At 48.4% G+C, this 24,259-nt stretch carries 20 protein-coding genes; 1 reads left to right on the top strand and 19 read right to left on the bottom strand.

The window, feature by feature from the left end:
* Positions 1-16 precede the first annotated feature (16 nt).
* The 4 genes from CI595_RS08720 to CI595_RS08705 form a co-directional block, all read right to left on the bottom strand.
* Entirely contained in the window at positions 17-3,814 is a 3,798-nt protein-coding gene (locus tag CI595_RS08720) for an FtsX-like permease family protein (RefSeq protein ID WP_095172872.1), read from the bottom strand.
* A 52-nt stretch (positions 3,815-3,866) separates the two neighbouring features.
* Positions 3,867-5,924: an ATP-dependent DNA helicase RecG gene (gene recG, locus CI595_RS08715; protein ID WP_095172871.1), complete on the bottom strand. Its 2,058-nt coding sequence runs from the start codon at positions 5,922-5,924 to the stop codon at positions 3,867-3,869.
* 178 nt (positions 5,925-6,102) lie between these two features.
* Positions 6,103-7,752 carry a DAK2 domain-containing protein gene (locus tag CI595_RS08710; RefSeq protein WP_095172870.1) on the bottom strand — a complete coding sequence of 550 codons (1,650 nt, stop codon included), beginning with the start codon at positions 7,750-7,752 and terminating at the stop codon, positions 6,103-6,105.
* Between the two features lie 18 nt (positions 7,753-7,770).
* Positions 7,771-8,127 (bottom strand): Asp23/Gls24 family envelope stress response protein, encoded by a 357-nt coding sequence (locus CI595_RS08705; protein ID WP_033141735.1) that lies wholly within the window; start codon positions 8,125-8,127, stop codon positions 7,771-7,773.
* 217 nt (positions 8,128-8,344) lie between these two features.
* Between CI595_RS08705 and rpmB the strand changes: the two genes are divergently transcribed.
* A complete protein-coding gene (rpmB, locus tag CI595_RS08700; RefSeq protein WP_018598007.1) occupies positions 8,345-8,533 on the top strand; it encodes a 50S ribosomal protein L28 in 189 nt (62 codons plus the stop codon).
* 300 nt (positions 8,534-8,833) lie between these two features.
* Here rpmB and CI595_RS08695 read toward each other — a convergent pair whose 3' ends face one another.
* The 15 genes from CI595_RS08695 to CI595_RS08625 form a co-directional block, all read right to left on the bottom strand.
* Entirely contained in the window at positions 8,834-9,268 is a 435-nt protein-coding gene (locus CI595_RS08695; RefSeq protein WP_095172869.1) for a GerW family sporulation protein, read from the bottom strand.
* A gap of 203 nt (positions 9,269-9,471) precedes the next feature.
* The gene (locus tag CI595_RS08690) at positions 9,472-10,530 is read right to left on the bottom strand and encodes a hypothetical protein (RefSeq protein ID WP_095172868.1); all 1,059 of its coding nucleotides are present in this window, start codon (positions 10,528-10,530) and stop codon (positions 9,472-9,474) included.
* A gap of 14 nt (positions 10,531-10,544) precedes the next feature.
* Entirely contained in the window at positions 10,545-10,883 is a 339-nt protein-coding gene (locus CI595_RS08685; RefSeq protein WP_065541567.1) for a hypothetical protein, read from the bottom strand.
* A 12-nt stretch (positions 10,884-10,895) separates the two neighbouring features.
* Positions 10,896-12,428 carry a polyphosphate:AMP phosphotransferase gene (pap, locus tag CI595_RS08680; protein ID WP_095172867.1) on the bottom strand — a complete coding sequence of 511 codons (1,533 nt, stop codon included), beginning with the start codon at positions 12,426-12,428 and terminating at the stop codon, positions 10,896-10,898.
* Between the two features lie 119 nt (positions 12,429-12,547).
* Positions 12,548-13,000, bottom strand: coding sequence for an NUDIX hydrolase (locus CI595_RS08675; RefSeq protein ID WP_065541565.1), 453 nt, complete (start codon positions 12,998-13,000; stop codon positions 12,548-12,550).
* 478 nt (positions 13,001-13,478) lie between these two features.
* On the bottom strand, positions 13,479-14,975 hold the full coding sequence (locus CI595_RS08670) for a peptidoglycan D,D-transpeptidase FtsI family protein (RefSeq protein ID WP_095172866.1): 1,497 nt from the start codon (positions 14,973-14,975) through the stop codon (positions 13,479-13,481).
* Positions 14,887-16,278 (bottom strand): FtsW/RodA/SpoVE family cell cycle protein, encoded by a 1,392-nt coding sequence (locus tag CI595_RS08665; protein ID WP_095172865.1) that lies wholly within the window; start codon positions 16,276-16,278, stop codon positions 14,887-14,889. The genes CI595_RS08670 and CI595_RS08665 overlap by 89 nt, the downstream gene beginning before the upstream one ends.
* Before the next feature lie 8 nt (positions 16,279-16,286).
* Positions 16,287-18,485 carry a U32 family peptidase gene (locus CI595_RS08660; RefSeq protein ID WP_095172864.1) on the bottom strand — a complete coding sequence of 733 codons (2,199 nt, stop codon included), beginning with the start codon at positions 18,483-18,485 and terminating at the stop codon, positions 16,287-16,289.
* Positions 18,486-18,646: 161 nt separating this feature from the next.
* On the bottom strand, positions 18,647-19,054 hold the full coding sequence (locus CI595_RS08655; RefSeq protein ID WP_065541561.1) for a cell division protein ZapA: 408 nt from the start codon (positions 19,052-19,054) through the stop codon (positions 18,647-18,649).
* 240 nt (positions 19,055-19,294) lie between these two features.
* A complete protein-coding gene (gene ruvB / locus CI595_RS08650; RefSeq protein WP_065541560.1) occupies positions 19,295-20,299 on the bottom strand; it encodes a Holliday junction branch migration DNA helicase RuvB in 1,005 nt (334 codons plus the stop codon).
* Positions 20,300-20,311: 12 nt separating this feature from the next.
* Positions 20,312-20,929, bottom strand: a complete 618-nt coding sequence (gene ruvA / locus CI595_RS08645) for a Holliday junction branch migration protein RuvA (protein WP_095172863.1) — start codon at positions 20,927-20,929, stop codon at positions 20,312-20,314.
* Positions 20,926-21,417: a Gx transporter family protein gene (locus tag CI595_RS08640; protein ID WP_095172862.1), complete on the bottom strand. Its 492-nt coding sequence runs from the start codon at positions 21,415-21,417 to the stop codon at positions 20,926-20,928. The genes ruvA and CI595_RS08640 overlap by 4 nt, the downstream gene beginning before the upstream one ends.
* A gap of 20 nt (positions 21,418-21,437) precedes the next feature.
* A complete protein-coding gene (locus tag CI595_RS08635; protein WP_187144009.1) occupies positions 21,438-21,809 on the bottom strand; it encodes a NusG domain II-containing protein in 372 nt (123 codons plus the stop codon).
* Positions 21,810-22,463: 654 nt separating this feature from the next.
* Positions 22,464-23,465, bottom strand: coding sequence for an FAD:protein FMN transferase (locus CI595_RS08630; RefSeq protein ID WP_095172861.1), 1,002 nt, complete (start codon positions 23,463-23,465; stop codon positions 22,464-22,466).
* Positions 23,465-24,253: an RnfABCDGE type electron transport complex subunit B gene (locus tag CI595_RS08625; protein WP_095172860.1), complete on the bottom strand. Its 789-nt coding sequence runs from the start codon at positions 24,251-24,253 to the stop codon at positions 23,465-23,467. Before CI595_RS08625 ends, CI595_RS08630 begins: the two co-directional genes overlap by 1 nt.
* Between the last annotated feature and the right edge of the window lie 6 nt (positions 24,254-24,259).

The following is a 24,259-nucleotide window of genomic DNA, read 5'->3' as shown; positions in this document are numbered from 1 at the left end:
AAAAATTTCAAGTTTTTTACTCCACACTTTTCATGGACTCCACCATATCCACCTTTTTTAGGCGGAAATGCATGAAGAAATTTACCACTGCCGAAAAGAATAAAGTAATCAGGATACTGTAAACAAAACTGATGATCTCAATGTCTCTGCCGAACATCATAATATCCGTTTCCGCTGTGAGGATCACAAACCTATGCAGGATCTTTCCAAAGAAAATTCCCAGAAAACACCCAATAAGCGTCAGGCAGACATTCTCTCTGAGTACATATCTGGACACCTCCATATCATAAAACCCAAGGACCTTTAAAGTAGCCAGCTCCCGGATCCGCTCACTGATATTAATGTTATTCAGATTATATAATACAACAAACGCCAGCAGGCCTGCAGCGATGACCAGTACATAGATGACCGTATCAAGGCTTTTCAGCATATTGGCGATCCTGTCCGCTGTTTTGGTGATAAAAAACACTTCGGACACCTGGTCATATGCCATGTATTTTTCCTGCATACTATCTTCAAAAGAACTTTCCGTGGAGCTATTGATCGTGAGATAATCCACAAATTCCGGCGTTTCACCAAACACCTGACTGTACAGTTTTGGTGAAATGTAAATGTAATGAAGGAAATAATTCTCTGTAATGTGGGAAACCTTCACTTCAAAACGGTCCGTCTCTTCCTCTTTCAGGACCACTGTATCGCCTTCCTTCACATCCAGCAGCTTTGCAAGCTTTTCAGATATGATGATCCCGTCGTCTGACAGCTCATAATGTTCCTTTGTTGTGCGGCTGCGCAGGTCAGCATATTTTTTAAATTCTTTTGCGTCTTCCGGCACCATCACATAGGCGCTTTTCGTCACATCCTCTTTCTCATTTTCAATATCCATGGATGTCTTGTAAACTGCCATGAATGATTTGATGTCCTTATCCTTCTCCATGGCTTTCACCACTTCGTCCTTTTCCTCCTGCGTCACCTTATCCTCCAAAACCACCTCTGCATGATAGGACAGCAGGTCATTATACTGGATCGTGCCAATGGAACGGACAGAATCCTTGACACCGAATCCCACCAGCAGAAGCCCCATGCATCCGCCGATGCCCAGCACAGTCATGAAAAACCGCTTTTTATAACGGAACAGGTTGCGGACTGTGGATTTATTGGTAAAGCTTAAGTGATTCCAGATGATCCCCACCCGTTCCAGCAGCACTCTTTTTCCTGACTTTGGAGCTGCAGGCCGCATCAGTGTTGCAGGTGTGGACATAAGCTCTTTATAACAGGCAATCCCGGCTGCGGCTGTAGTGCATGCGATAGCCAGAAGCGTGGATGACACGGAATACCCCACATGAAGAGGTGCCACTGCCTCAGGAAGGTTATTATAAAGAATGCCATAAGCGTTGATAATGACAGGCGGCAGTATCTTCTGCCCTGCCACCAGCCCCACAAGGCTGCCTATAAGAGACGCCAGGAGGGCGTAACACAAATATTTTGCCGCTATGGATAACTTACTATATCCCAGCGCTTTCAGGGTGCCGATCTGGGTTCTCTCTTCCTCCACCATACGGGTCATGGTGGTCAGGCAAATGAGGGCTGCAACCAGGAAGAAGATTGCCGGAAATACATCCCCGATAGCCTTGATCCTGTCAGCATCCTGCTCGTACTCCACATAAGTCTGTATGTAATCACGGTTGAGGACATGCCATTTCGGCACTTCCAGTTCGTCCAGTTCCTTCTGCCCATCCGCAACTTTTTGCCGGGCATCCGCTATCTTCTCGTCAGCATCCGCTTTTTTATCTTCGTATTCTCTGCGCCCATCCGCAAGCTTCTGCCTGTTCTCCTCAATCTCAGACTCCCCGTCCGCGATCTCTTTTTCTCCGTCCGTAAGCTGGGCTTTTCCGTCATCCAGTTCTTTCTTAGACTGGATAAGCTGGTTTTTGGCGCTTGCTAGCTCAGTTTCTTTGGATTCCAGAAGTGCCCTGGCCTCATCCAGCTGATCTTCACCGTCCGCGAGCTGGGCTGCACCTTCCTCCACCTGAGACTTTCCGGTTTCCAGCTCCTGTTCCTTCTCCTTGAGGAGGTCCTCCGCCTGGGCCAGCTGGCTCTCCCCCGCCCCAAGCTCTGCCTCCTTGGATGCCAAGGTCTTTTCCTGCTCCTCCACCTGGGCTAACTGCTTTTGAAGGTCCTTCAGTGTGGCCGGCAGGGTCTTCTGCTGCTCTTTGAGTACCGGAAGGCCCTGATCCATCTGATCCTTCTGTTCCTGAAGCTGCTGCAGCGTTGACTGAAGGCCCGTATGCTTCTCCTCGGCGGCTGTGATTCCTGCTGCAAGTTCTGCCTCCTGCTCTCTCGCCTGGCCAAGCTGCGCTTCTAACTGCTGCCGGATATCCTCCGCCTCAGGGGGCAAACCGGCAAGCTGCTCTTCCAACTTGATAATCCCATCCTGGACAGCCGCCTGTTTTTGCTGCAGATCCGACAGTGCTGCTTCCACCTGGCTGATGCCATCCGTAACCTCTGCAATACCGTTTTGGACAGCAGGCAGACCTGCCTCTATCTCCTGGATTTTCTGCTCTACCTGGGCAATACCGTCTTTTGTCTGTGCGATCCCGTCATTCAGCTTTTGTTTGCCCTGGGCTATCTGGGCTTTCCCCTCCTCAAGCTGGCTTCGTCCATCCGCAAGCGCTGCCTTTTGTGCGGCAATCTCCTGCCAGCCCTCCGCGATCTGCTGCTCACCGTCCGCAGTCTGCGCCCGGGCATCTTCCAGCTCCTGCGTCTTTTCTTTCAGAGTGGACGCATTTTCATAATAGGAGTTCCATCCCTCTGCGATCTGGCTCTCACCGTCCGCCACCTGTGCCTGGCCGTCTGCAAGCTGGGCTTCCCCGTCAGTCACTTTGTCCCTGGCGGTTTTTAATTCTTCCTTTGCATCCGCAAGTTTTTGTTCGGCTTCCGTGAGTTCTTTTTCTCCGTCATCCAGTTCTTTTTTTGCATCCGCAAGCTTCTGCCGGTTCTCCTCTATCTCCGCAGACGCATCATCCAGTTTTTCCTGTCCTTCCCGGCGGACCGACTCATAGCGGATCTCACAGCGGCCGTCTGCAATGGCTTCCAGCCGGTCTTCCACTTCTTTTACCGTATCCTCGTACTTCTCAGAACCTGACAGGAGTTCTCCGGCTCCTGCCACACGTATCACGGCCTCTGTATATACTTCCAGGGAAAAGCTTTCCGGAGGGATGACCAGGAAGCTGCTCAGCTCCCCGTTTCCTATCTTGCTGGTTCCCCTGTCCAGACTGAGATAATAGGCAGTGGTCCCGCTTCCCACAATTTTATACTCTGTGACCGCAAGTGTATCCCCGATATCGTCATCCGTACCGGATCTTACAGTGATCGTATCCCCAACCTTGTAGCCTGAAAGGCTTAAAAACCGTTCATCCGCAAGGCATTCGTTTGGTTTTTTAGGCATACGGCCCTGCTTTACTGTTATCTTGTTGATATCCTCATAGGCTGACATCATGCGGACTACTAGCTGTGCTTCTTCTGTACTGCAGAGCACGTCGGCACTGTAGCCGCCCCGCACATCCTCCACGCCCTTTATCTCCCGGATCGCCTCTATGTCTTTCTCTGTAAGCCCCAGATCACCCAGTACGCGGATATCCATGAAATTACTCTTGTCATACAGAAGGTCCGCCGACATATTCATATCCGGAGCCGCTGCCCTCACACCGGCAAAAAAAGCAACGCCCAGTGCTGCGATGAGCATAATGGACAGAAACCGGTTCCTGGTCTTTTTTATCTCCATAAAAAAATCTTTTGCTAATGCATTTTTCTTCATGCTGTCACACCTTTGTAACTGTTCAGTATCTTCACCGTTACGCACCTTTTCTCTATAGTCCCGGCAGCTCCAGCCGTTCCTTCGCATAATCCAGAAGACGTGCCTTAAGCCTTCTGTGTTGTTCCAGTGATAAATCCGGGTCCAGCTTCAGGATTGCTCCCCCCGCTTCGCTGGCCTCTTTCAGTACCTGGGCATCCTGGTATATATCAGCCAGAGCAAATTCCATGTCTCCGCTCTGACGGATTCCGAACAGATCCCCCGGACCCCGAAGCCGCAGATCCTCCCCTGCGATCTCAAAGCCGTCGTTGGATTTTACCAGGATCTCCAAACGCTCCTTTGTCTCCCGGGCGTCCTGCCCCTGCATGAATATGCAGTAAGACTGATGTTCCCCGCGCCCTACGCGTCCTCTGAGCTGGTGAAGCTGCGCCAGGCCGAATCGCTCCGCGTTCTCCACCATCATGACCGTGGCATTGGGAACATTCACACCTACCTCCACCACTGTTGTGGATACCAGGATCTGTATCTCACCGGAAGCGAAGGCACTCATGATCTTATTTTTGTCAGCGGGTTTCATTCTGCCGTGAAGAGACTCTATCTTTATATCCGGAGGCATGATGTTTCGCAGGCGCTCTGTGTAATCCAGTACATTTTCCACTTCCAGACCTTCACTCTCCTCCACCATGGGACAGATGACATAGACCTGTCTTCCGGCCTGAATCTCCCGCTCCATAAAAGCATATGCTTTTGGCCGGTAAGAAATATCCACCACACAGTTTTTTATGGGCAGTCTTCTTGCCGGAAGCTCGTCAATGACAGAAATATCCAAATCCCCGTACAGGATTATGGCCAGCGTCCTGGGTATGGGGGTTGCACTCATAACAAGGACATGGGGCTTCTCCCCCTTTTTAGACAAGTCATCCCTCTGGTTCACACCAAAGCGGTGCTGTTCATCCGTCACGACCAGAGCCAGGTTCTCATACTGTACCTTCTCCTGGATCAGAGCGTGGGTGCCCACCACCATTTTCGCCTGCCCGCAAGATATCTGCTCATAAATCAGCCGCTTTTCCTTTGCTGTACAGGAACCTGTCAGCAGCACCGGCTCAAAGGCCAGTCCCTGCTCCTTTAACAGTTTTTTCAGAGCTTCAAAGTGCTGGGCAGCCAAAACCTCTGTGGGAACCATCAGCGCAGACTGGTATCCATTGACAGCTGCCAGGATCATAGAAAGAAATGCGATAATGGTCTTTCCGCTTCCCACATCACCCTGTACCAGCCTGGACATAAGGGTATGCCCTGTCATATCCCTCTCGATCTCCCCCCAAACACGCCTCTGGGCATTGGTCAGAGGGTAGGGCAGGTTCTCTATGACATTCTCTGTCTCCCAAACGGGTTTCATGGTAAAAGGGCTGGCGGCATCCTGGGTCTTTTCTTTCATCATGCGTACAGCCAGTATAAAAAATAGAAATTCATCAAATACCAGCCTTCTTCTGCCCAGAAGCATATTCTTTTTATCTCTTGGAAAATGGATTTCAGAAACCGCAAAATTATATTCCGCCAAGTGATAATGGAGGCGGAAATCCTCCGGCAGATATTCCTGCACGATCTCCTTCTCCTCCAGAGCCTGCTGTACCGTCTTGACCACCAGCTTATTCGTTAGTCCTTTGGTCAGGCCGTAAACCGGATGCAGCGTGTGCAGCATCTCCCCGTACTTTTCAGGCGTGAACACCTCCGGGTGCTCCATTGTCAGGCGCCCTTTCTTTTCCGTGACCATTCCACGGAATATGTAGCAGCTTCCCGAGGAAATGGTATTTCTCAAAAAGGGCATGTTATACCAGGTAAGGGCCAGGCTTTTTCCCTCCTCTTTCAGAGCAGCCGTCACCACCGTGAGCCTTCCTGTACTGCGCACACCAACTTTTCCGGCTATCCTGCCGGCCACAGCAGCCTTTTTCCCGGGCTTCAGCATTGCAATGCTCTCCGGCTGCGCATATTCTTCGTAATCCCTGGGGTAGTATCTAAGCAGATCACCCACACTTCGTATCCCCAGTTTCGCAAATAATTTTTCCGTCTTCTCACCAATTCCCTTGATGGAACGGATTGCATCTGCTTCTCTCATATCTGTTACTCCATCCCTGTCTGACACTGCTGTCTCTCGTAACTCTTTGGCAGGTCCGGGTATTTACCGGACTGACCGTGTGAAACCTTCTTCTTGTGTAAAGAAGAGGTGTTTCCGCAGCAGGCTAAAGCCGCGTCCACACCTCTTATTCTGTAACTGTTCAGTACCTTCACGCAGGTTATTCCACGGATACCACATAATAATAAATCGGCTGACCGCCGTTATTTACTTCCACATCAAAATCCGGATAACGCTCCTCCAGTTTCTCACCCAGACGCTGGGCGTCCTCCGTGCTCACATCGGAACCGTAATATACGCTGATGATCTCTGTACCTTCATCCACCATAGCGTCAATGGTCTCCATGGTAATCCCTTCCACGCCCTCGCCTACAGCTAAAATACCGTGGTCGCCGATTCCCATAATATCACCCTGCCGGATTTCCTTATCATCAATCCTGGTATCTCTCACCGCATAAGTGACCTGTCCGGTCTTTACATTGCCGATACACTGCAGCATCTCCTCCGTGTTCTGCTCCACTGTCTTCTCCGGCACATAATTGATCAGAGCCGTGATACCCTGAGGTATGGTCTTGGTTGGAATGACAATGATATTCTTATCCTCTGTCAGATCCCTTGCCTGGTTTGCTGCCAGAATAATATTTTTATTGTTTGGAAATACGAATATATTCTTTGCATGTACCTGTTCAATGGCTTTCAGCACATCCTCTGTGCTCGGATTCATGGTCTGACCGCCTTCAATAAGATGATCAGCACCCAGGTCACGGAAGATGTCTCCCATGCCGTCCCCTACTGATACAGAGATAAATCCCACTTCTTTCTCCGGCACAGATTCTCTCTGCTGTGCTGCCAGCTTTTCTGCCTCTTTGATCACCTTTTCATGGTGCTCCAGACGCATGTTGTCAATTTTCATATTGGAGAGCTGGCCGTAAGTCAGGGCTTTCTGGATTGCCATACCAGGGTCATTGGTATGTACATGCACCTTCACGATTTCATCATCTGCCACAACTACCAGGGAATCTCCTATAGACATAAGGTACTCTTTGAAAGCCTGTTCCTCTTTTTCCGGAAATGTCTTATCCAGCATAATGATGAATTCCGTACAGTAACCGAATTTGATATTGCTCTCCTCCCCGGATACCGGTTTGCTCATGCCTGAGGATTTGGGCTTCTCAAAATTCATGTCAATTTCTTTGCCCAGATAGCCGTCAAAAGCACCTTTGAGAACCTCTACAAGTCCCTGACCGCCGGAATCCACAACACCTGCCTCCTTGAGGACCGGAAGCATGTCCGGTGTTCTGGACAGCACATGTTCTGCATGGGCAATGACATCCGTGAAGAAGCTTCCAAGATCACTGCAGTCCTCCGCGATCTCCAGGGCCTTGTCAGCCGCGCCTCTGGCAACTGTCAGGATAGTTCCTTCCTTTGGCTTCATAACAGCTTTATAGGCGGTTTCCACACCTTTTTCAAACGCTTTCGCAAATGCAGGAGCATCCACGGTATCGTAATGTTCAATGGTTTTTGTAAAACCTCTCAGAAGCTGAGAAAGGATAACGCCTGAGTTTCCTCTTGCCCCGCGCAGAGAACCGGAAGAGATGGCTTTTGCCAGTGTCTTCATGGTCGGATCCTCAAGAGCACTTACTTCGGAAGCGGCAGACAGAATTGTCAGCGTCATATTCGTTCCCGTATCACCATCCGGTACAGGGAACACATTCAGTTCATTAATCCATTCTTTCTTAGCTTCCAGATTTTTGGCACCAGCCAGAAACATCCTGCCAAGCATCTTAGCGTCAACGGTATTGGTATTCAAAACAAGTTTCCTCCTTAATCAATCGATTACTCTTACGCCCTCTACAAGGATATTGATCTTCTCTATAGTCAAACCGGTAAATTCCTCCACCCGGTATTTCACATTGCTGATGAGATTGTCGGACACGGCAGAGATACTCACGCCGTATGCTACGATCACGTGAAATTCCAGAGTGATCTTATTATCGGTGATGATGACATTGATTCCATGCTTCAGGCTGTCTTTCTTCAGGAGCTTAACAAGCCCGTCTTTCATACTGACCGCCGCCATGCCTACGATTCCAAAACATTCGACTGCCACGCTTCCCGCATAAGTAGCGATGACATCCGTATCAATCATTATTTTACCTAATCCTGTATCAACAAGTCCATCCATGCACGGACACCTCCATAGCTTTTTTCTTGGCCGCTGCTTCGCATATTCCCCGGGCAGCCGCTTTTTCATAGAACCATTCTAACATATCTTTCCCAAAAACGAAATATTAATTTAAAATTTTTATATTTTCGCTTGCAAATCCTCTTATCTTCTGTTAAAATAACTATTGTTGTGAGTTTGTATACACGGACTTATTCTATGTTAAGGAGGTGCTACCATGGCAAAGTGTGCAATTTGTGAAAAAGGTGCTCATTTCGGGAACAACGTGAGCCATTCCCATAGAAGATCAAACAAGATGTGGAAATCCAACATCAAATCTGTTAAAGTAAAAACAGCAAACGGTGCTGCAAAGAAAATGTATGTTTGTACTTCCTGCTTAAGAAGCGGCAAAGTGGAGAGAGCGTAAAGAATGAGGAAAGGCCTTGTCCGATGAGACAAGGTCTTTTTTTGTCCTCTTCTATCTTCTATTTCATTCAGCAGCAGAAAAGATTATACCCTACCAGCATACAGAGTGCCGCAAGTAATACCATAAGGAAGCTCTTTGGAAAGATCAAGGCAAGAAACAGCCCTACTCCAATCCAAAAAAGTAAAAATCCGATGAGTCTCTGCACAGTTCTCTGTTTCTCCTTTTGCCTGTTTACTTTAATATATGCACAAAGCCGCCATGAATGACTTCCCGGCGGCTTTTTTATGTGCGGTATCCTCTTTACTCTTCTGTTTTGTCTTCTTCTTTGGCTTCCTCTGCCTCTTTCTTCTCAGATCCTGCTTTCTTCACAGTCTCTTTTGCAGCAGCCACTTCCTCTTTTTTACCATCTGTGAATTTATTCACAAAATCAGGGACCATATCCAAAATCTTGGTAATGCCGTCCTGATTCTTTACATTGACCAGCTTTGTGCTGCCATTGGAGATCACCAGCACCGCACTTGGGGAAACCTTGCCGCCCATACCGCCGCCGCCGTTGTTCTTCTTGTCATCCGCAAATGCACCTGCAGCCACACCAAAAGATACGTCGATCAGTGGAAGGATAATGGTATCTCCCACCGTGATCGCCTCCCCTACCACTGTTTTGGTGGTGATAAAGCTGTCCATCCCCTTGAAGAGGGAATCCACCGTTGTCTTGAAACTATTATCTGAAGCCATAGTTGTTTCCTCCTTATTGTTTATTTTCTTGTAACTGTTAAGAACCCTCACAGTTACAGGCAAAAATCCATGCAAAATCGCCTTTGGCGATGGGATTTTTGCTTGGCCGTGGTACACTTTCTTACGGTCAGCGCAGTGAATGCGCAGACCTACTGAATAGTTACATTTTCTTTCACATTCCGGGCATTTGGGCCCGGAAGGCGTTACTTGTCTTTCTTGAATTTTTTTCTCAATTCCTTTACATTGGAATCCCTAAACAGTCTCCAGACTGTACGGACAAATACCACGCCGTACATTCTTCCGTAGAACTGTACCCTGCCCTCCAGTATAACTCTGTCAAAATACGGATGGAGGGAAAATCCCCTTCCGTAAAACGGATAGAAGATACTGGCCGCTGCAAGCACCTGCCCTGTAAGGGCGGGATCATCAAATCCAAAATAAAGATCACCTTTTATTTTTCTGGGCCGTACATGTCCCATAATGGTACCCAGTTCTCCAAATACCAGTGTCTTTACTCCTAAAAAAGATTCGGAAGCCAGTAATTCCTTTACCTCTTTTATTTTACCATAAATTTCTTTGGCTGTCCGCCTAAAATCTGCAAAAGCTGCCTTGATCTTTCCCGGCAGAGCAAGGATCTTTTTCAGGATCTCTGCAATTTTCACGAAAATCCTGCGAATCTTGTCTAGGGGATTCCGCTTTTGCTTTGGCCCTTTCTTTGGCTTTGGCTCTTCCTTTAGATTTACCGCTGCCGCTTTGGCATTTTGGCCGGCCTGCTCTTTTGTTTCCAACAGCGCCTGCTTAACGCTGCGCGGCTGTTCCGAAACTGCTTCCGCCTGCTCTGCAGTTTCCTTTTCCTTGTCCACAAGTGCTTTATGTTCTTCTGTTCCTTCCTTCTCCGGTACAGCGGATCTTTTCTCCTCCGCTGCGGTAAGCTCAGGCTTTTTCTTTGGCTTTTTCTTCTGCCTCTTCTGTCTCCAGGCAGCAATTTTTTTCAATACCACATCCACGGGTATTCCCAGAAAACGAATGGAAAGCTGCATTCCCTCCGTCTCGGAACCGTATCTGCCTGTGACAAAGATCAAATGGAACAGCCAGGAGATCCTCACTTTTGCCTCATATTTTCCGTCCTCCCGGTAAGCACTTCCATAGTACCGCACAGGTACAAAGGCCAATGACAGCAGAAGGAGAAGAAGCAGACACAATATTACCAGCAGCAGAATTCCGATTATTTTTAGTATACCCAAAATTATATGTATCAGCATCATCTTCCCACCTGTCAGTCTCTTTTTTTCTCCCGGGCTGTCTTTTCAAGGAGCCAGCCGCGGATATCCATAGCGCCTGTATCCTCATAGACTTCTTTTGCAATCTGTTCCACCAGGTCCACAGCCTCATAATATCCCGAGCAGAGTCCCACGATCATGGGACAGTTTCTCCTGACTGGTTTCTGCAGCAAATAATTGGCAGAAATTATTTCCAGTGAATTAGCCGGGTTGACAGCAAGGGTCACAAGATAAACATCAATGACCCCCGCACCCTGATCGATCTTCCGTATCAGCTTTTTTTGTTTCTTTTTTGCATTATCGCCAACATACAGATTCTTATACCAGTTTAACATAAATTTCCATCCTTATTTGGATTCCTTCAGCCTTCTCTCAATTGCATTTACAACAGATTCCAGCACCTTGATGCGGGCATAATACTTGTCATTGCCCTCCACGATGATCCATGGCGCGTAGGAGGTTGAGGTCCGGATGACCATCTCATTGACTGCCTCCTCGTACTGGTCCCACTTTTCCCGGTTTCTCCAGTCTTCATCCGTGATCTTCCACTGTTTTTCCGGATTTTCCATGCGCTCTTTAAATCTGCGCTCCTGCTCGTCCTTATCAATGTGCATCCAGAACTTCAGTACAATAGCTCCTGAATGGGCCAGATGGGCTTCCATGTCATTGATCTCTTTATAGGCCCGCTGCCACTCTTCCTTTGTACAGAATCCCTCAATCCGTTCCACCATCACTCTTCCGTACCAGGTACGGTCAAATATGGCAACATGGCCCGCCTTTGGCATGTCCTTCCAGAACCGCCACAGGTAATGATGGTTTTTCTCCACCGCAGAGGGTGCTGCCGTAGGGTTCACCACATACCCCCTGGGGTCCATGGCCTCTGTAAGGCGTTTGATGGCACCGCCTTTGCCTCCTGCATCCCAGCCCTCAAATCCCAGTACCACAGGGATTCTGCGGCTGTACAGCTCGCTGTGGAGGATTGCCATGCGGTCCTGTAAGTCCTTTAATTTCTTCTTGTACTCTTCCTTTGTATAGGCCAGCGTCAGGTCCGCTTTGCTTAAAGTGGAGGATTCCAAAACCTTTTTGGGTAGAGGTTCATACTCTTTTGTCTCTGTATCAGTCCCGGCTTCCGCTTTCTTTGTCTCTTCTTTTGCCAGTTTTTCTGCCTTGACTTCCTCTATCTTCTCCGTCAAGCTGTCTATCACGGAGGAGAGGATCTTCACAGTGGCAAAACGACGGTCCATGGCCTCAATGATGGTCCACGGGGCACACTCGGTCTCAGTCTTCTCCAGCATTTCCTCCAGCATGGCTTTGTAAGTGCCATATTCCTCGTTGCGGTTTAAATCTGCCTTGCTGACTCTCCAGGCTGTCTCCTTATTATCCAGAAGCTTGTCAAAACGCCTCTTCTGCTCCTTTCTGCTGATATGCATAAAGAATTTTATCAGTACCGCACCGTCATCTGTCAGAGTTTTCTCAAATGTATTGATTTCCTGGTAGGCATACATAAGCTCTTCCGGTGAAAGCTTCTCCTCAAACCGGTCCACAGACACTCTTCTGTACCAGCTTGTATCAAAAATAGCGATTCTTCCCTTCTCCGGTGTCTTAGTCCAGAAGCGCCACAAAAACGGATACATGCGCTCCTCCTTAGACTCCTGCTTGATGGCAAAAACCTTAAATCCCCTTGGGTCCAGCGGATGGATCAGTTTATTGATCTGCACTCCTTTTCCGGCTGCTCCGAACCCTTCAAAAAGGATCATAACCGGAATCCCCAAATCTCTGCATTCTCTCTGCAGGCGGGAAAGGGTCCCTTCCAGGATCTCCATCTTTTCTTTGTACTCTTCTTTCCCCATCTCTTTTGTTAAATCAATCTGCTCTAACATATGGCTACCTCCTCCATTTTTTATGAAAGCTGTCATAGCGGGTTACCTGGTGCCAAAACCTGTAACGTAAAAGTACAAAAAGGGGCTGGAAAAACCAGTCCCTTTCGTCAGCTGAATAACTAAAAATACTTTTTGTTTCCCCAAAGATTTGATTTTTTCAAATCCAGGTATTCATTATAAGCCTTTTCCAGAATCTGCTTTTCGTTGGAAAACCGTAATAGATGGTAAGCTTCATGGAACTTGTAAAAACCGGAATCTACAAAATATTCATCTCTCTGTGGCCGGCTGTAATAGCTGCCTGCCGCCATGAGATACCAGTAAACGTCCTTTTCCACAGTATCTTCCGGCACACAAAAACTATACTGGCTTTTACCTACATATTTGATGATATTCGCAGCTACGCCTGCCTCCTCCTTCACTTCACGCAGCGCTGTATCCTTATAGTCTTCGCCTTCCTCAACTGTCCCTTTCGGCAAAACCCAGCCCTCATATTTGTGCTTATAGGATTTGTACAAGGTCAGTATCTTTCCCCGATATATTACCACCCCGCCACAGCTCGTTGCTTCAATCATAGTGCAAGTCCTCCTGTAAAACCCTTTTCCGGGTCAGCGTTGTGTTTCGTTGGTATTAGTATAACTCTTTTTGGATACCTGTGCAAGGGATAAAATGGAAACTGCACAGGGGGAGGAGGGAAGGCGGACGGAAGAGGAAGGGAGCGGGCGGGAGGCGGGGTTGCCTGTGAGCGAAGCGTTCCGCTGCCACGGAGCTAACCTGCTCCCAGTCACTAAATTCATCGGCAGTGGCCTCTTCATTAAGTGTCTGGGGCAGGTGGATCTCCGCGGCGCTCCACTGAGACATCGCTCACAGGCAACCCCGCCTCCCGCCCGCTCCCTTCCTCTTCCTGGTTTTGACTGCCCCGCGTAGTTTCATAGGTGGGAAAAAGAGTTTCATGCGGTAGGTTTAGGGATGTGTGGTGCTGCATTTCTGGTCATGAAAATGCAGGGCAGCTAACATATAAAAGTAAAGGCCATTTATTGGGCTAGGTTATTTTTAATAATAGAATTCGTTGAAGACTTCGTGGGCTATGGGGACGGCTACGGAGCTGCCGGTTCCGGCGCCTTCGGCTATGACGGCTATGGCGATCTGGGAGTCTCCCATTGTGGAATATCCTACGAACCAGGAATGGGTCCTGATATCCCCGTCGGAGCCGTAGTATTCGGCTGAACCGGTTTTGCCGGCGGCGCTGTAGTTTTCTCCGCTTAAAGAGGATGCGGTCCCACGATTTACTACCTCCTCCATGAGGCTTTGCATGGTGCGGGCTTCGCTGGTCTCCAAGAGCTGTTTGTATTCTGCAGGCTTGGTGGTTTTTACTATGTCTCCGTTTACATTTTCCACGTGGTCTACATAGTATGGCTTCATCAGTACGCCGTCATTGGCAATGGCACTGACGATCATAGCCATGTGCATGGGGGAAACCAAGGTGTTGCCCTGTCCGATGGAAGTCTGCATCAGGAGCGGATTGCCGGGGTGGTCACCTAAGTCAAATCTGCTTTTATTGTATTCGATGGGAATGGGTAGTTTGCTGTTAAACAAAAGGCTTTCCGCTGTCTGTGTCAGTTTTGATCTGCCCAGGTCCACACCGATGCTTGCGAACGCACTGTTGCAGGATTCAGCAAAGGCTGTGGTGAAATCCTCCTCCCCGTGTACTTCTCCGTCATAGCAGGTGATGGTGTGGTCATCCATGGTAATGCTGCCGCTGCAGTTGTAGGAAAATCCGTCTATGCTGCCGTGGGCTTTTAAGTATGCCAGGGCTGTCACAATCTTAAATGTGGAACCCGGCGGATACGCCCCCTGTGTGGCCCGGTTCAAGAGACTGCTGTTGGAGCTGTCACTGACCAGATAATCCCAGTCCTGCGCCACGGTGTTCGGGTTGAAGTCCGGCTTGCTTACTGATGCCAGAACGGCCCCGGTCTTTGGGTCCAGGACCACCACGGCGCCACGGTTGTCACCCAGGGCATTGTAGGCTGTCTGCTGCAGAGACGTGTCCAGTGTACTGACTACATTGTCACCCTGGTTTTTTTCGCTTTTCAGCTCGTTGGCTGCCTGGGAGAGATAGCCGTCATGGGAGGACATGAGCTGGAAATTCGCCAGAGATTCCAGACCGTTTTTGCCGTTGGCATCATATCCCACCACGTGGGCAAACACGTTGTTGTAAGGATATACCCTGGTTTCGGAACCGTCATCATTTACCTGGGTATAGGCCAGAGTCTGTCCGTCGGCTGACAGAATGCTGCCGCGGACCACCCGGTCCTCGAACTGGTCCTGCCTGGTATTGTAAGGGCTGCTGATCACACCCTCACGCTTCACCACCTGGAAATAAACCATATAGCCAATCAAAGAAATAAAGATGCAAACGAAAAAATAACTGACTATGGCATATTCCCGGTTTCGGGCTCTCTTAGCCTTTAATTCTTTTTTCTCTAACGCCTTCTCTTCCTTTAAGAGACGCTTCTCTTCTTTTTTCTTTTTGCTTTTCAAGTTCTTCATCCTCGTCTTCTCTCAAAATATATAACCCCTGGATAATCGCCAGCATAATAATGGTGCTTAATACAGAGCTTCCGCCGTAGCTGACAAGGGGAAGGGTAATTCCCGTCATGGGGATAAATTTTGTCACGCCGCCGATGGTGAGAAATACCTGAAACGCATACTCCGTTCCCAGTCCCAGCGCGATCAGCTTATAAAATGGTTTCTTTATCTGTAGGGAAATGTTGACTACCAGCAGGAACATGCTCATGCAGATCAGGATCAGGCACATGGCAAAAAGCCCGCCCAGCTCCTCGCAGATCGCCGCAAACATATAATCCTGTTTTACAAAAGGGATCATATTGGGGGAACCCTGGCAAAGACCCATCCCAAAAAGCCCGCCTGTTCCAATGGCAAAAAGTCCCTGTACGATCTGATAACCGGCCCCCTCATAAACAGAAAAGGGGTTCTTCCAGGCCACCACCCTCTGGCGCACATGGCCAAAGAGAAAGTAAGCACCCACAGCAGCCACACAGCCGGAGCCCAGTCCCGCCAATAGGTAAAGCGGCTTCTTGGTGGCCACATACAGCATGACCACATATGTGATAAAAAACACCAGGGCGCTTCCAAGGTCCCTGGATACCACCAGCACCAGCACATAAGCTGCGGCGATCGCCGTTGTGATCACGTGGTCCTGAAAGGTGGCTTTTTTCCTGTAAAGTCTGCAGGCTACAAAGAACACAAAAATTATCTTAACAAACTCTGAAGGCTGGAATGCAAACCCGCCCAGGGAAATATTGATCTTGGCTCCATTGACATTCTTGCCCAGAACCAGCACCACAAGGAGCAGCAGCATACCTGCTCCGGCATAAAACCAGGTCCATTTGTTCAAAAATGTCAGCTTTCTTATCATGACCGGAATTACCATGGCAATGACTGTGGCGATCACTACGATCCGGAACTGTCTTACCGCAGAATCCGTATCCAGCCTTGCCAGCATGATAAACCCCACAGAGAGCAGCATACACATATGGTTCAGCAAAAGCAATGACGCCTTTTTGTAAAAGATCCTGTAAAGTACCTGAACCGCTATAAAATACAGAAGCTGGGCTCCAAAGAAATAAATGACTTCCATCTTCTCTGTTTTCAGGAAGATAACAAGAAAAGCCACAAAGTCCATGAAGAAGATCACAATAAGCTGTTTTCTCAATATATACCGCTTATCATCCTCCGCTTTGTATTTGAATACACTGAAACTCTCCAGCGTATAGAGGGCTGCCAGTATCAGCAGCAGATATTTGGAAAGTTCTACAATTAAATTTATCAATTCTTCACCTACTCCACGCCCCGTTTAAAATGTCCCTTTGTAAAGTCAGGCACCTGGCCGGGCACGTCTTTATTTTTCTTGTAAACATCCAGAAACAAATCGAGCAGTCTTCCAGTTTCAGCTTTCCCTTCTATGGTAAAGTTCATACGGACTGCCGAGACAGATGCGGCTTTTACCTGGTCTGCCTCCCTTAAAAGTCCTGTGGGAACACTGTTGTAGATCACATTATAGCAGAAGCCGCATACACACTGGGTATGAAAATAATTCCCGTACCTGTCCTTCAGGCGGGTAAATCCGCTTTTTTTATCACAGGTGCTGCAGGTCTTTTTCAGACACTGGGCAGATATCATCATGGGGTAATACCCATAGATGATCCATTCACTGTTCTCATTGTCTCTGCGGCGTATCTCACCGCCGTTCAGCTCCAGAGGAACCGTGGTGCGAAGCGCTCCCTGATCCTCCAGAAAAGCCTTCGCCTCATCATTAAACGCATATAAGGCGTAATCGCAGACTGCTTTTTTTGCAAGTCCCAGACGGTTTAGGTATCCCAGCTCTTCCAGATTCCGGACCAGGAAACCATCCAGACACCCTGCCAGATTTTCAAGCTCCGCCTCTTTGCCCTCCAGGATCTTTTCTCTCTGGATATAGGGAAATGCCAGATAACACTCTTTGCCGAATTCTTTTATATATTCCATGGCATACCTGGTCTTTTCTTCAAAGCTGTCTCCCCAGAACATGGATATGCTGCAGTAAATGCCGTCCACTTCCCCACGTCTTAAAGCTTCCTCCATCTGCTCCCAGGTCTCCACAGATACATAGAAACGTTTGGAGTCGGCTGCTGCCTTCTCTATACGTTCCGGCTTTGCAGTCCGCACAGGCAAAGTTCTTCTGTACGGGGAAAGACACTCTTTTGTCAGTGCCTCCAGGCCTTTTCTGCGCAGTTCATTCAGACTCTGCATAGGCAGAAAACCCTGTTCGTCGGTCTGCACATCCAGACCTTCAAAGACAAATGGGGTATTTCCTGTCTTTTCCATCTGCTTTTTCACCCGCTCCGCGCTGAGGGGCTGCTTCTGTGCGGCCTGTACCATTTCCCCTTCCACCTGTATATGGCGGGTTCCATATTCCAAATCCAGTATAGCAGGGCTTCCGCAAAAGAGGATTACATTTCCATAAATTTTTTCTTGCAATTTCTTATCAACATATTGAACTTTCAATTGCGAAAATAATTCCTCATCCCGTTTCCCTGCCCCCTTTTCTCTGTTGTCCTGGGCTTTCAGATTCTGCACAGCGATCATATTCCTGCCGTTGTGCTGTTTATAATATCCCTCATGGAATCCGTCTCTTTGGTATAATTTTAAAAGCTCCTGCCTGTCACTTTCCAGAACACGGTACCCCTTTGGGTTCTTTTCATATAGATCAAGATACTTTCTGTAAATTCTCGTAACACCGGCCGCATATTCCGGCTTTTTCATCCGCCCTTCGATTTTCAGGGAATAGACCCCTGCTTTTAAAATCTCCGGAAGGATGTCAATGGTACACATATCCTTTGGGCTCAAAGGGTATTCCTCTCCTTTATTGCCCAGTTTTTTCTCCCCGTCATACACTTCATAGGGAAGTCTGCAGGGCTGGGCACATCTTCCTCTGTTGCCGCTCCTGCCTCCCAGCATACTGGAAAACAGGCACATACCGGAATAACAGTAGCACAGCGCTCCATGGATAAAACTCTCGATCTCCACACCTGTTTCCCGGTAGATCCTGTGGATCTCCTCCAGGGACAACTCACGGGCTGTCACGATCCTGGACGCCCCTGCCTCTTTTAAAAGTTTCGCGCCCCAGGGTCCGGTCACAGCCATCTGGGTGCTCACATGGATGGGAAGGCCGGGAAATTCCCTTTTAATAAAAGACAGGACACCATAGTCCTGTACGATCACACCGTCCACGCCCTGCTGGTAATATGGAGCCAGATAGGTGTATAGCTGTTCCGTAAGCTCCCTGTTTTTAAGCAGGGTATTCACTGTCATATAAATTTTCCTGCCGTGCAGATGAGTATAATCTATAGCCTCAAGTAATTGGTCCGTGTCCGGGTTTTTGGCATATGCCCTGGCTCCGAACATCTGGCCGCCAATATAGACCGCATCCGCCCCCGCAGTGACAGCAGCCCGAAGCCCTTCATAAGAGCCGGCAGGTGCCAGCAGTTCTGCTCTCATAATCTGTCTCCTCCAAAATTCACGTTATCATAATTTTCTATATAAAATAATAAAAGGACGTGTTCCTTCTGTCCGGAGCGCGCCCTATCATTCTATGTTCCGGAAGTTTTACACGCAGCCATTATTCTTCACAATAAAAAATACGTCAGGCATACTTTCTATTATTTTAAAAGTTCTTCCAGTTCTTTTTCCAGTTCCTCTATTCTGTTCTGCAGCTTATCTATCTGTTCATTTTTTAGGGCAACATCTTTTCTGGCATTCTCAAGCTGTACCTGGCTGGTGATCAGATCATGTTTTAAATCATACATTTCCCTGTCCTTTGCCTCCAGATCCTCCTCGAAAATTTCCGCCTGCCGCTTTGCCTTAAAATAGTCATCTGCCACATTCAGGCTCAGAAGCGTGTGTTTTGTCTCCACGGACTGACGGCTGTAACCTGGGAGCTGTCCCAGTTCCGTCATTTTATTATTCATATAAGATGCAACCTTCTGCAGGTATTCTTCACTTTCATATCCGCTCAGGGTAATAATCTTGCCTCCGATTAAAACCTGTGTAGTATTCTTAACTGCCATTAAAGGGCTCCTCCCGATTTTCATTCATGATAACAGAAAGTACCAAAAGAGGCAACAGTTCAGCTGTCCGAACTGTTATCAAAAGAGCGCTTTCCATCATCTGCATTTTATTTCCGCGAACAACGAACCAAAGTCAAGCTCGTTTGACTGCCGCGAGGGTCAAATACTCCGTTGCTTGCAGCGGGGTATTGACTTCCACTGTCTATTATAATCGAAATATGCAGAAAAACAACCTTTTTCTCATTCCCCTGTCTGATTCAGCCCCAAATGGTGGTATGCCAGCTCACTTGCCACCCTGCCTCTGGGGGTGCGCAGAAGAAATCCATTCTTAATAAGATAAGGTTCATAGACATCTTCAATGGTACCGGAATCCTCACCGATCGCTGCGGCAAGGGTATCCAGCCCCACCGGTCCTCCGGAGAAACGCTGAATGACTGTGGTGAGTAAAAGCCGGTCGGTCTGATCCAGTCCATATCGGTCCACTTCCAGAAGGTCCATAGCAAAATCCGCAACCTCTTTGGTGATCTTCCCGTCATACCGTACCTGGGCAAAGTCCCTGACTCTCTTTAAGAGCCTGTTCGCCAGCCTTGGCGTTCCCCGGGAACGCTTTGACATCTCCCAGGCTCCCTCCTCGTCAATCTCCACGCCCAAGACCTTTGCAGAATGCAGAATGATGGTTTTCAGTTCCTCCTCCGTATAAAATTCCAGGTGGTGCACCACCCCAAACCTGTCACGAAGAGGTGCTGTCAAAAGACCTGCCCTTGTTGTAGCACCCACCAGTGTAAATTTCGGAAGGTCCAGCCGGATAGAGCGGGCCGCAGTACCTTTTCCTATCATAATATCTATGGCATAGTCCTCCATGGCCGGGTAGAGCACCTCCTCCACCTGCCGGTTCAGCCTGTGGATCTCATCCACAAAGAGCACATCATGCTCCTGCAGATTGTTGAGGATAGCTGCCATCTCCCCCGGCTTTTCAATGGCCGGACCGCTGGTCACTTTCATATGTACCCCCAGCTCATTGGCTATGATGCCCGCAAGGGTGGTCTTCCCCAGTCCCGGAGGGCCGTAGAACAATACATGGTCCAATGCATCATTCCTCTGTTTTGCAGCCTCTATGTAAACTTTCAGGTTATTCTTTGCCTTTTCCTGGCCAATATAGTCATCCAGATACTGCGGGCGCAGATTTCCTTCTATTTTCAGGTCTTCTTCTATTACGTCTGTGGTAATCACTCTCTTTTTATCCATGCTCTCATCCCGCTAAAAATTCATTTTTTTAAGTGCCTGCTTCAGTATCTCTTCCACATTCATGTCAGGAGACATATCCACCTGCTTCACAGCCCGCAAAGCCTCGCTGCCGGAATATCCAAGGGCAGTGAGCGCCTGCACAGCTTCCTTTCTGGCATCCGCAAGGTCCCCTGTCTCCGCCTGGGAAGCATCCTGCACATGCATGGTCTTGGTATCAAAGGCCTCCTGCAGATCCAGCTTGTCCTTCAGCTCCAGGATCATCTTCTGGGCTGTCTTTTTCCCCACACCGGGGGCTCTGGAGATGGTCTTCACATCATCAGACAGCACTGCAAACCGAAGTTCATCCGCAGACAGTCCGGAGAGGATCCCCAGTGCTGCCTTGGGCCCGATCCCACTGACCCCCAAAAGCATCCGGAACATCTTCAGATCATCCCGTGTGAGAAAACCATATAACTGCATGGCATCCTCCCTCACATGGAGATGTGTATGTATCTTTACTTCCTGTCCCGGACGGAGGGTGCCGTCCAGAGCCGATGCAGGCATAGAGATATTATACCCTATAGTTCCGCACTCCAGAATCAATTTATCCTCTTCTATTTCAACCACTTCGCCTTTTAAGTATGCAATCATGTCAAGTCCTTTCCAGGTATTCGTTTCATAATCTCACCGGATAATATGCCAATGAGCAGTCCGGTCAGAAGCCCGGCTATCAGAAGCACGGGTAGATAGTAAAAAAGGTTCACATTCTCCACCACACAGACCGCTATGAGGATTTGTCCGATATTATGTGTCACGCCGCCGGCAATGCTCACGCCTGCCACGGAAAATCCGCCGTTTTTTTTCAGCAGCACCATCACCAGAAGGCTCAAAGCCGCCCCGGCCAGACTGAATAATATGGAAAACAAATTTCCAAACATAAATCCAATCACCAGTATCCTTATAAAAGAGACAACTGCAGCCTCTCTCCATCCAAACAGGTAGAGCAAGATCACAGTGACCAGATTTGCCAATCCCAGCTTAATTCCAGGGATTCCCGCAAAAACCGGGAGCAGAGTTTCCACATATCCGAATATAATGGCAACCGCTGCAAACAGCCCCATGTATGCTGTCTTCTTCATATCCTTATCTCCCGTATCAATTATGACGCCACCACATCCGGGGCATCCAAAGACTCATCTCCTGTGATCTCCAGCACAACCCGGTTGGGCAGGCAGACAATAGTACCGCCTTCTTTTGAGATCCTCTTCTGCTTCATACAGAGATGATCCGGGCAGTCCGCCTCTGTCATGGTTACATAACCGTCTTTGATCACACACACATTCGTATCTCCTATGTGGATAACCTGGTCCTCCTCCAAGGAATAAACCCCATATTCTTCTCCGTCCACCGTGATGCGAAGCTGTGCTTCTTTGTATGTAAACTGACCGCGTATGTAGGGGATAAACCAGCATAAAAAAGCGATCAGCAAAACTATGCCAATCAGTCCTATATCTCTTTTTTTCATTTTCATTTTAACATTCTAACATAAGAGGAGAGAAAATGCAAATGTACGTTCGCAGTGGGGGGATTTTATGATGGCAAAGGGGACGGGAAAAGAGGGGGAGGGTGGGGATGTTTGTGGCCGCTCGACGTTACAGAGCCAGTGAACTAACCACTAACTACGACTAAGACGCTCCCCAAAGGGCTCTCGCCTAAGTCTCCGTAAGTGGTGGATTTCACAGGCTCTTCCACTTAACCTCGCTGCCACAAACATCCCCACCCTCCCCCTCTTTTCCCTGGTTTTCTCACCGTAAAATCTTTAAAAAAATTTCTGCGGCAGGTGTTGGCTGAAATGCAATAAAGTTTCTAAGCGCACTTTAATAAAAATCTGGTGCATAAAGTTTAACTGCTTTTTTCCTTTGACAAAAAAACGCCAAAGCCCTGCGGATTGCCGAGAAACAGGAAAGGGCTGGCGGCGGGTTTGGGGGTGAGGGGGTATGTATCCTTTGGGGAGGTTAAGTGGAAGGTTCTACGAGATCCACTGGTTACTAAGACTTGGCGCGAACCCGCTGGTGAGCGTCTTAGTCGCAGTTAGCAGTTAGCTCGGAGGTTCTGGAACGTCGAGCCAAAGGATACATACCCCCTCACCCCCAAACCCGCCGCCAGCCCTTTCCGTCCCCCATCCTTATTTCTTCAATTCCACCCCACCCGTAGTCTCCACCGTTCCATCCTTTTTCACAAACACAGCCTCCACCCCAGAAGTATCTTCGATCAGCTGCCTCCCTTTTTCATACCCTAGGATCAAACAACTGGTACTAAGCGCATCGCCTTCCAAAGATTCTTCCGAAAGAATGGTCACCTGTGCTAGGTCTGTCTCCACAGGATACCCTGTCTCAGGATCCAGCACATGGTAATACAGCTTTCCGTCCACTTCAAAATATCTTTCGTAGATCCCTGAAGAGACAACTGAGCTCCCCACAGAGTCCACATACGCCACAATCTCATTTCTCTCGGCAAAGGGCTTCTGGATCCCAATTTCCCAGGGGCTCCCGTCTTCTTTTTTCCCGATGGTCAGCACATTGCCTCCAAGATTAATGTAGCCCCCCTCTATCCCTTCAGATACCAGATACGCCTTCAGCCTGTCCGCGATATACCCTTTGGCAAGCGCTCCCAGATCCAGCATAGTATCCGGATCATCAAAGACTACTTTATGCTCCGGTTCCAGGTGTACCTGGGAATAATCTGTTTTTTTCAGTGTTTTTTTGATTTGCGCATCATCCGGGACTTTGGGGGTTTCACTTTTAAAATTCCACAGATCTGACAGAGGCGCCACAGAGATATCAAACCTTCCGTTTGTCTTCTCATAATACTCTTTTGCGCAGGAAAGCAGGGCATATAAATCCTCTGACACCGTAACCTCATTCCCTGATCTGTGATTCAAACGGTAAAGCTCGCTTTCTTCTTTTGTTCTGCTGAATATGTTTTCAAACTTGCTGCACATGGCAAATGCTTCATCTAGCAGAGTCTCTCCCTGCTCCTGGCTGTCACAAAGGACAGAAATAGAAATCATGGTGTCAAAAAAGAATCCCTTTTTTGACACCATGTCTTTTTTCTTCTGACCGCAGCCGCCCGCAAGGAGGCAGACGGCTGTCAGACATATTAAGATATATATTTGTTTCTTATTCATCAGCAGATAATCTTTCTTGGGCAGGTTTCCTGACACTTGCCGCAGTTGGTGCATTTTTCTGAATCAATATGTGCCAGATTGTCCTCAATGGTGATGGCCTGTGCCGGGCACTCGCGCTCACATTTTTTGCAGGCGATACAGCCTACCTTGCAGGCATTCATAACCGCTTTTCCTTTTTCTCTGGAGCTGCAGGCCACTGCGTGCTGCTGATCATAAGGGATCAGCTCAATGAGGTGCCTTGGACAGGCTGCCACACATTTTCCGCAGGCTTTGCATTTTTCCTTATCAACAAGGGCAATGCCGTTTACAATATGGACTGCATCAAAAGGACAAACTTTTACACAAGTACCGGAACCCAGACATCCAAAGCTGCAGGATTTTGCTCCGCCGTTCTGCATCTGGGAAATCATTTTACAATCTGCTACACCGGTATAATCATACAACTCTGTGGTTTTTTCACAGTCACCGGCACATTTTACGAACGCGGTCATGCGGACCGTGTCTCCCACTTCCTCGCCCATAACAGCCCCAATCTTGGCTGCCACGGGAGCCCCGCCGACAGGACAGGCATTTACGGGAGCCTCTCCTTTTGCGATGGCAGCCGCAAGGCCGTCACAACCCGGATATCCACAGCCGCCGCAGTTGTTGCCCGGAAGCTCTTCCCTGACTAAAATTTCTTTTTCATCTACTTCTACGGCAAATTTCTTTCCTGCTACTCCCAGGAAGACTCCGATAAAGAGGCCTACGCCGCCTACCAAAACCGCCGCAATTACAATTCCTGTAACCATATTTCG

The organism is Blautia hominis, from assembly GCA_002270465.1.
Classification (GTDB): domain Bacteria; phylum Bacillota; class Clostridia; order Lachnospirales; family Lachnospiraceae; genus Blautia; species Blautia hominis.
Note: the sequence above shows the minus strand (reverse complement) of the source record. Positions and strands in the feature narration are given on the sequence as shown.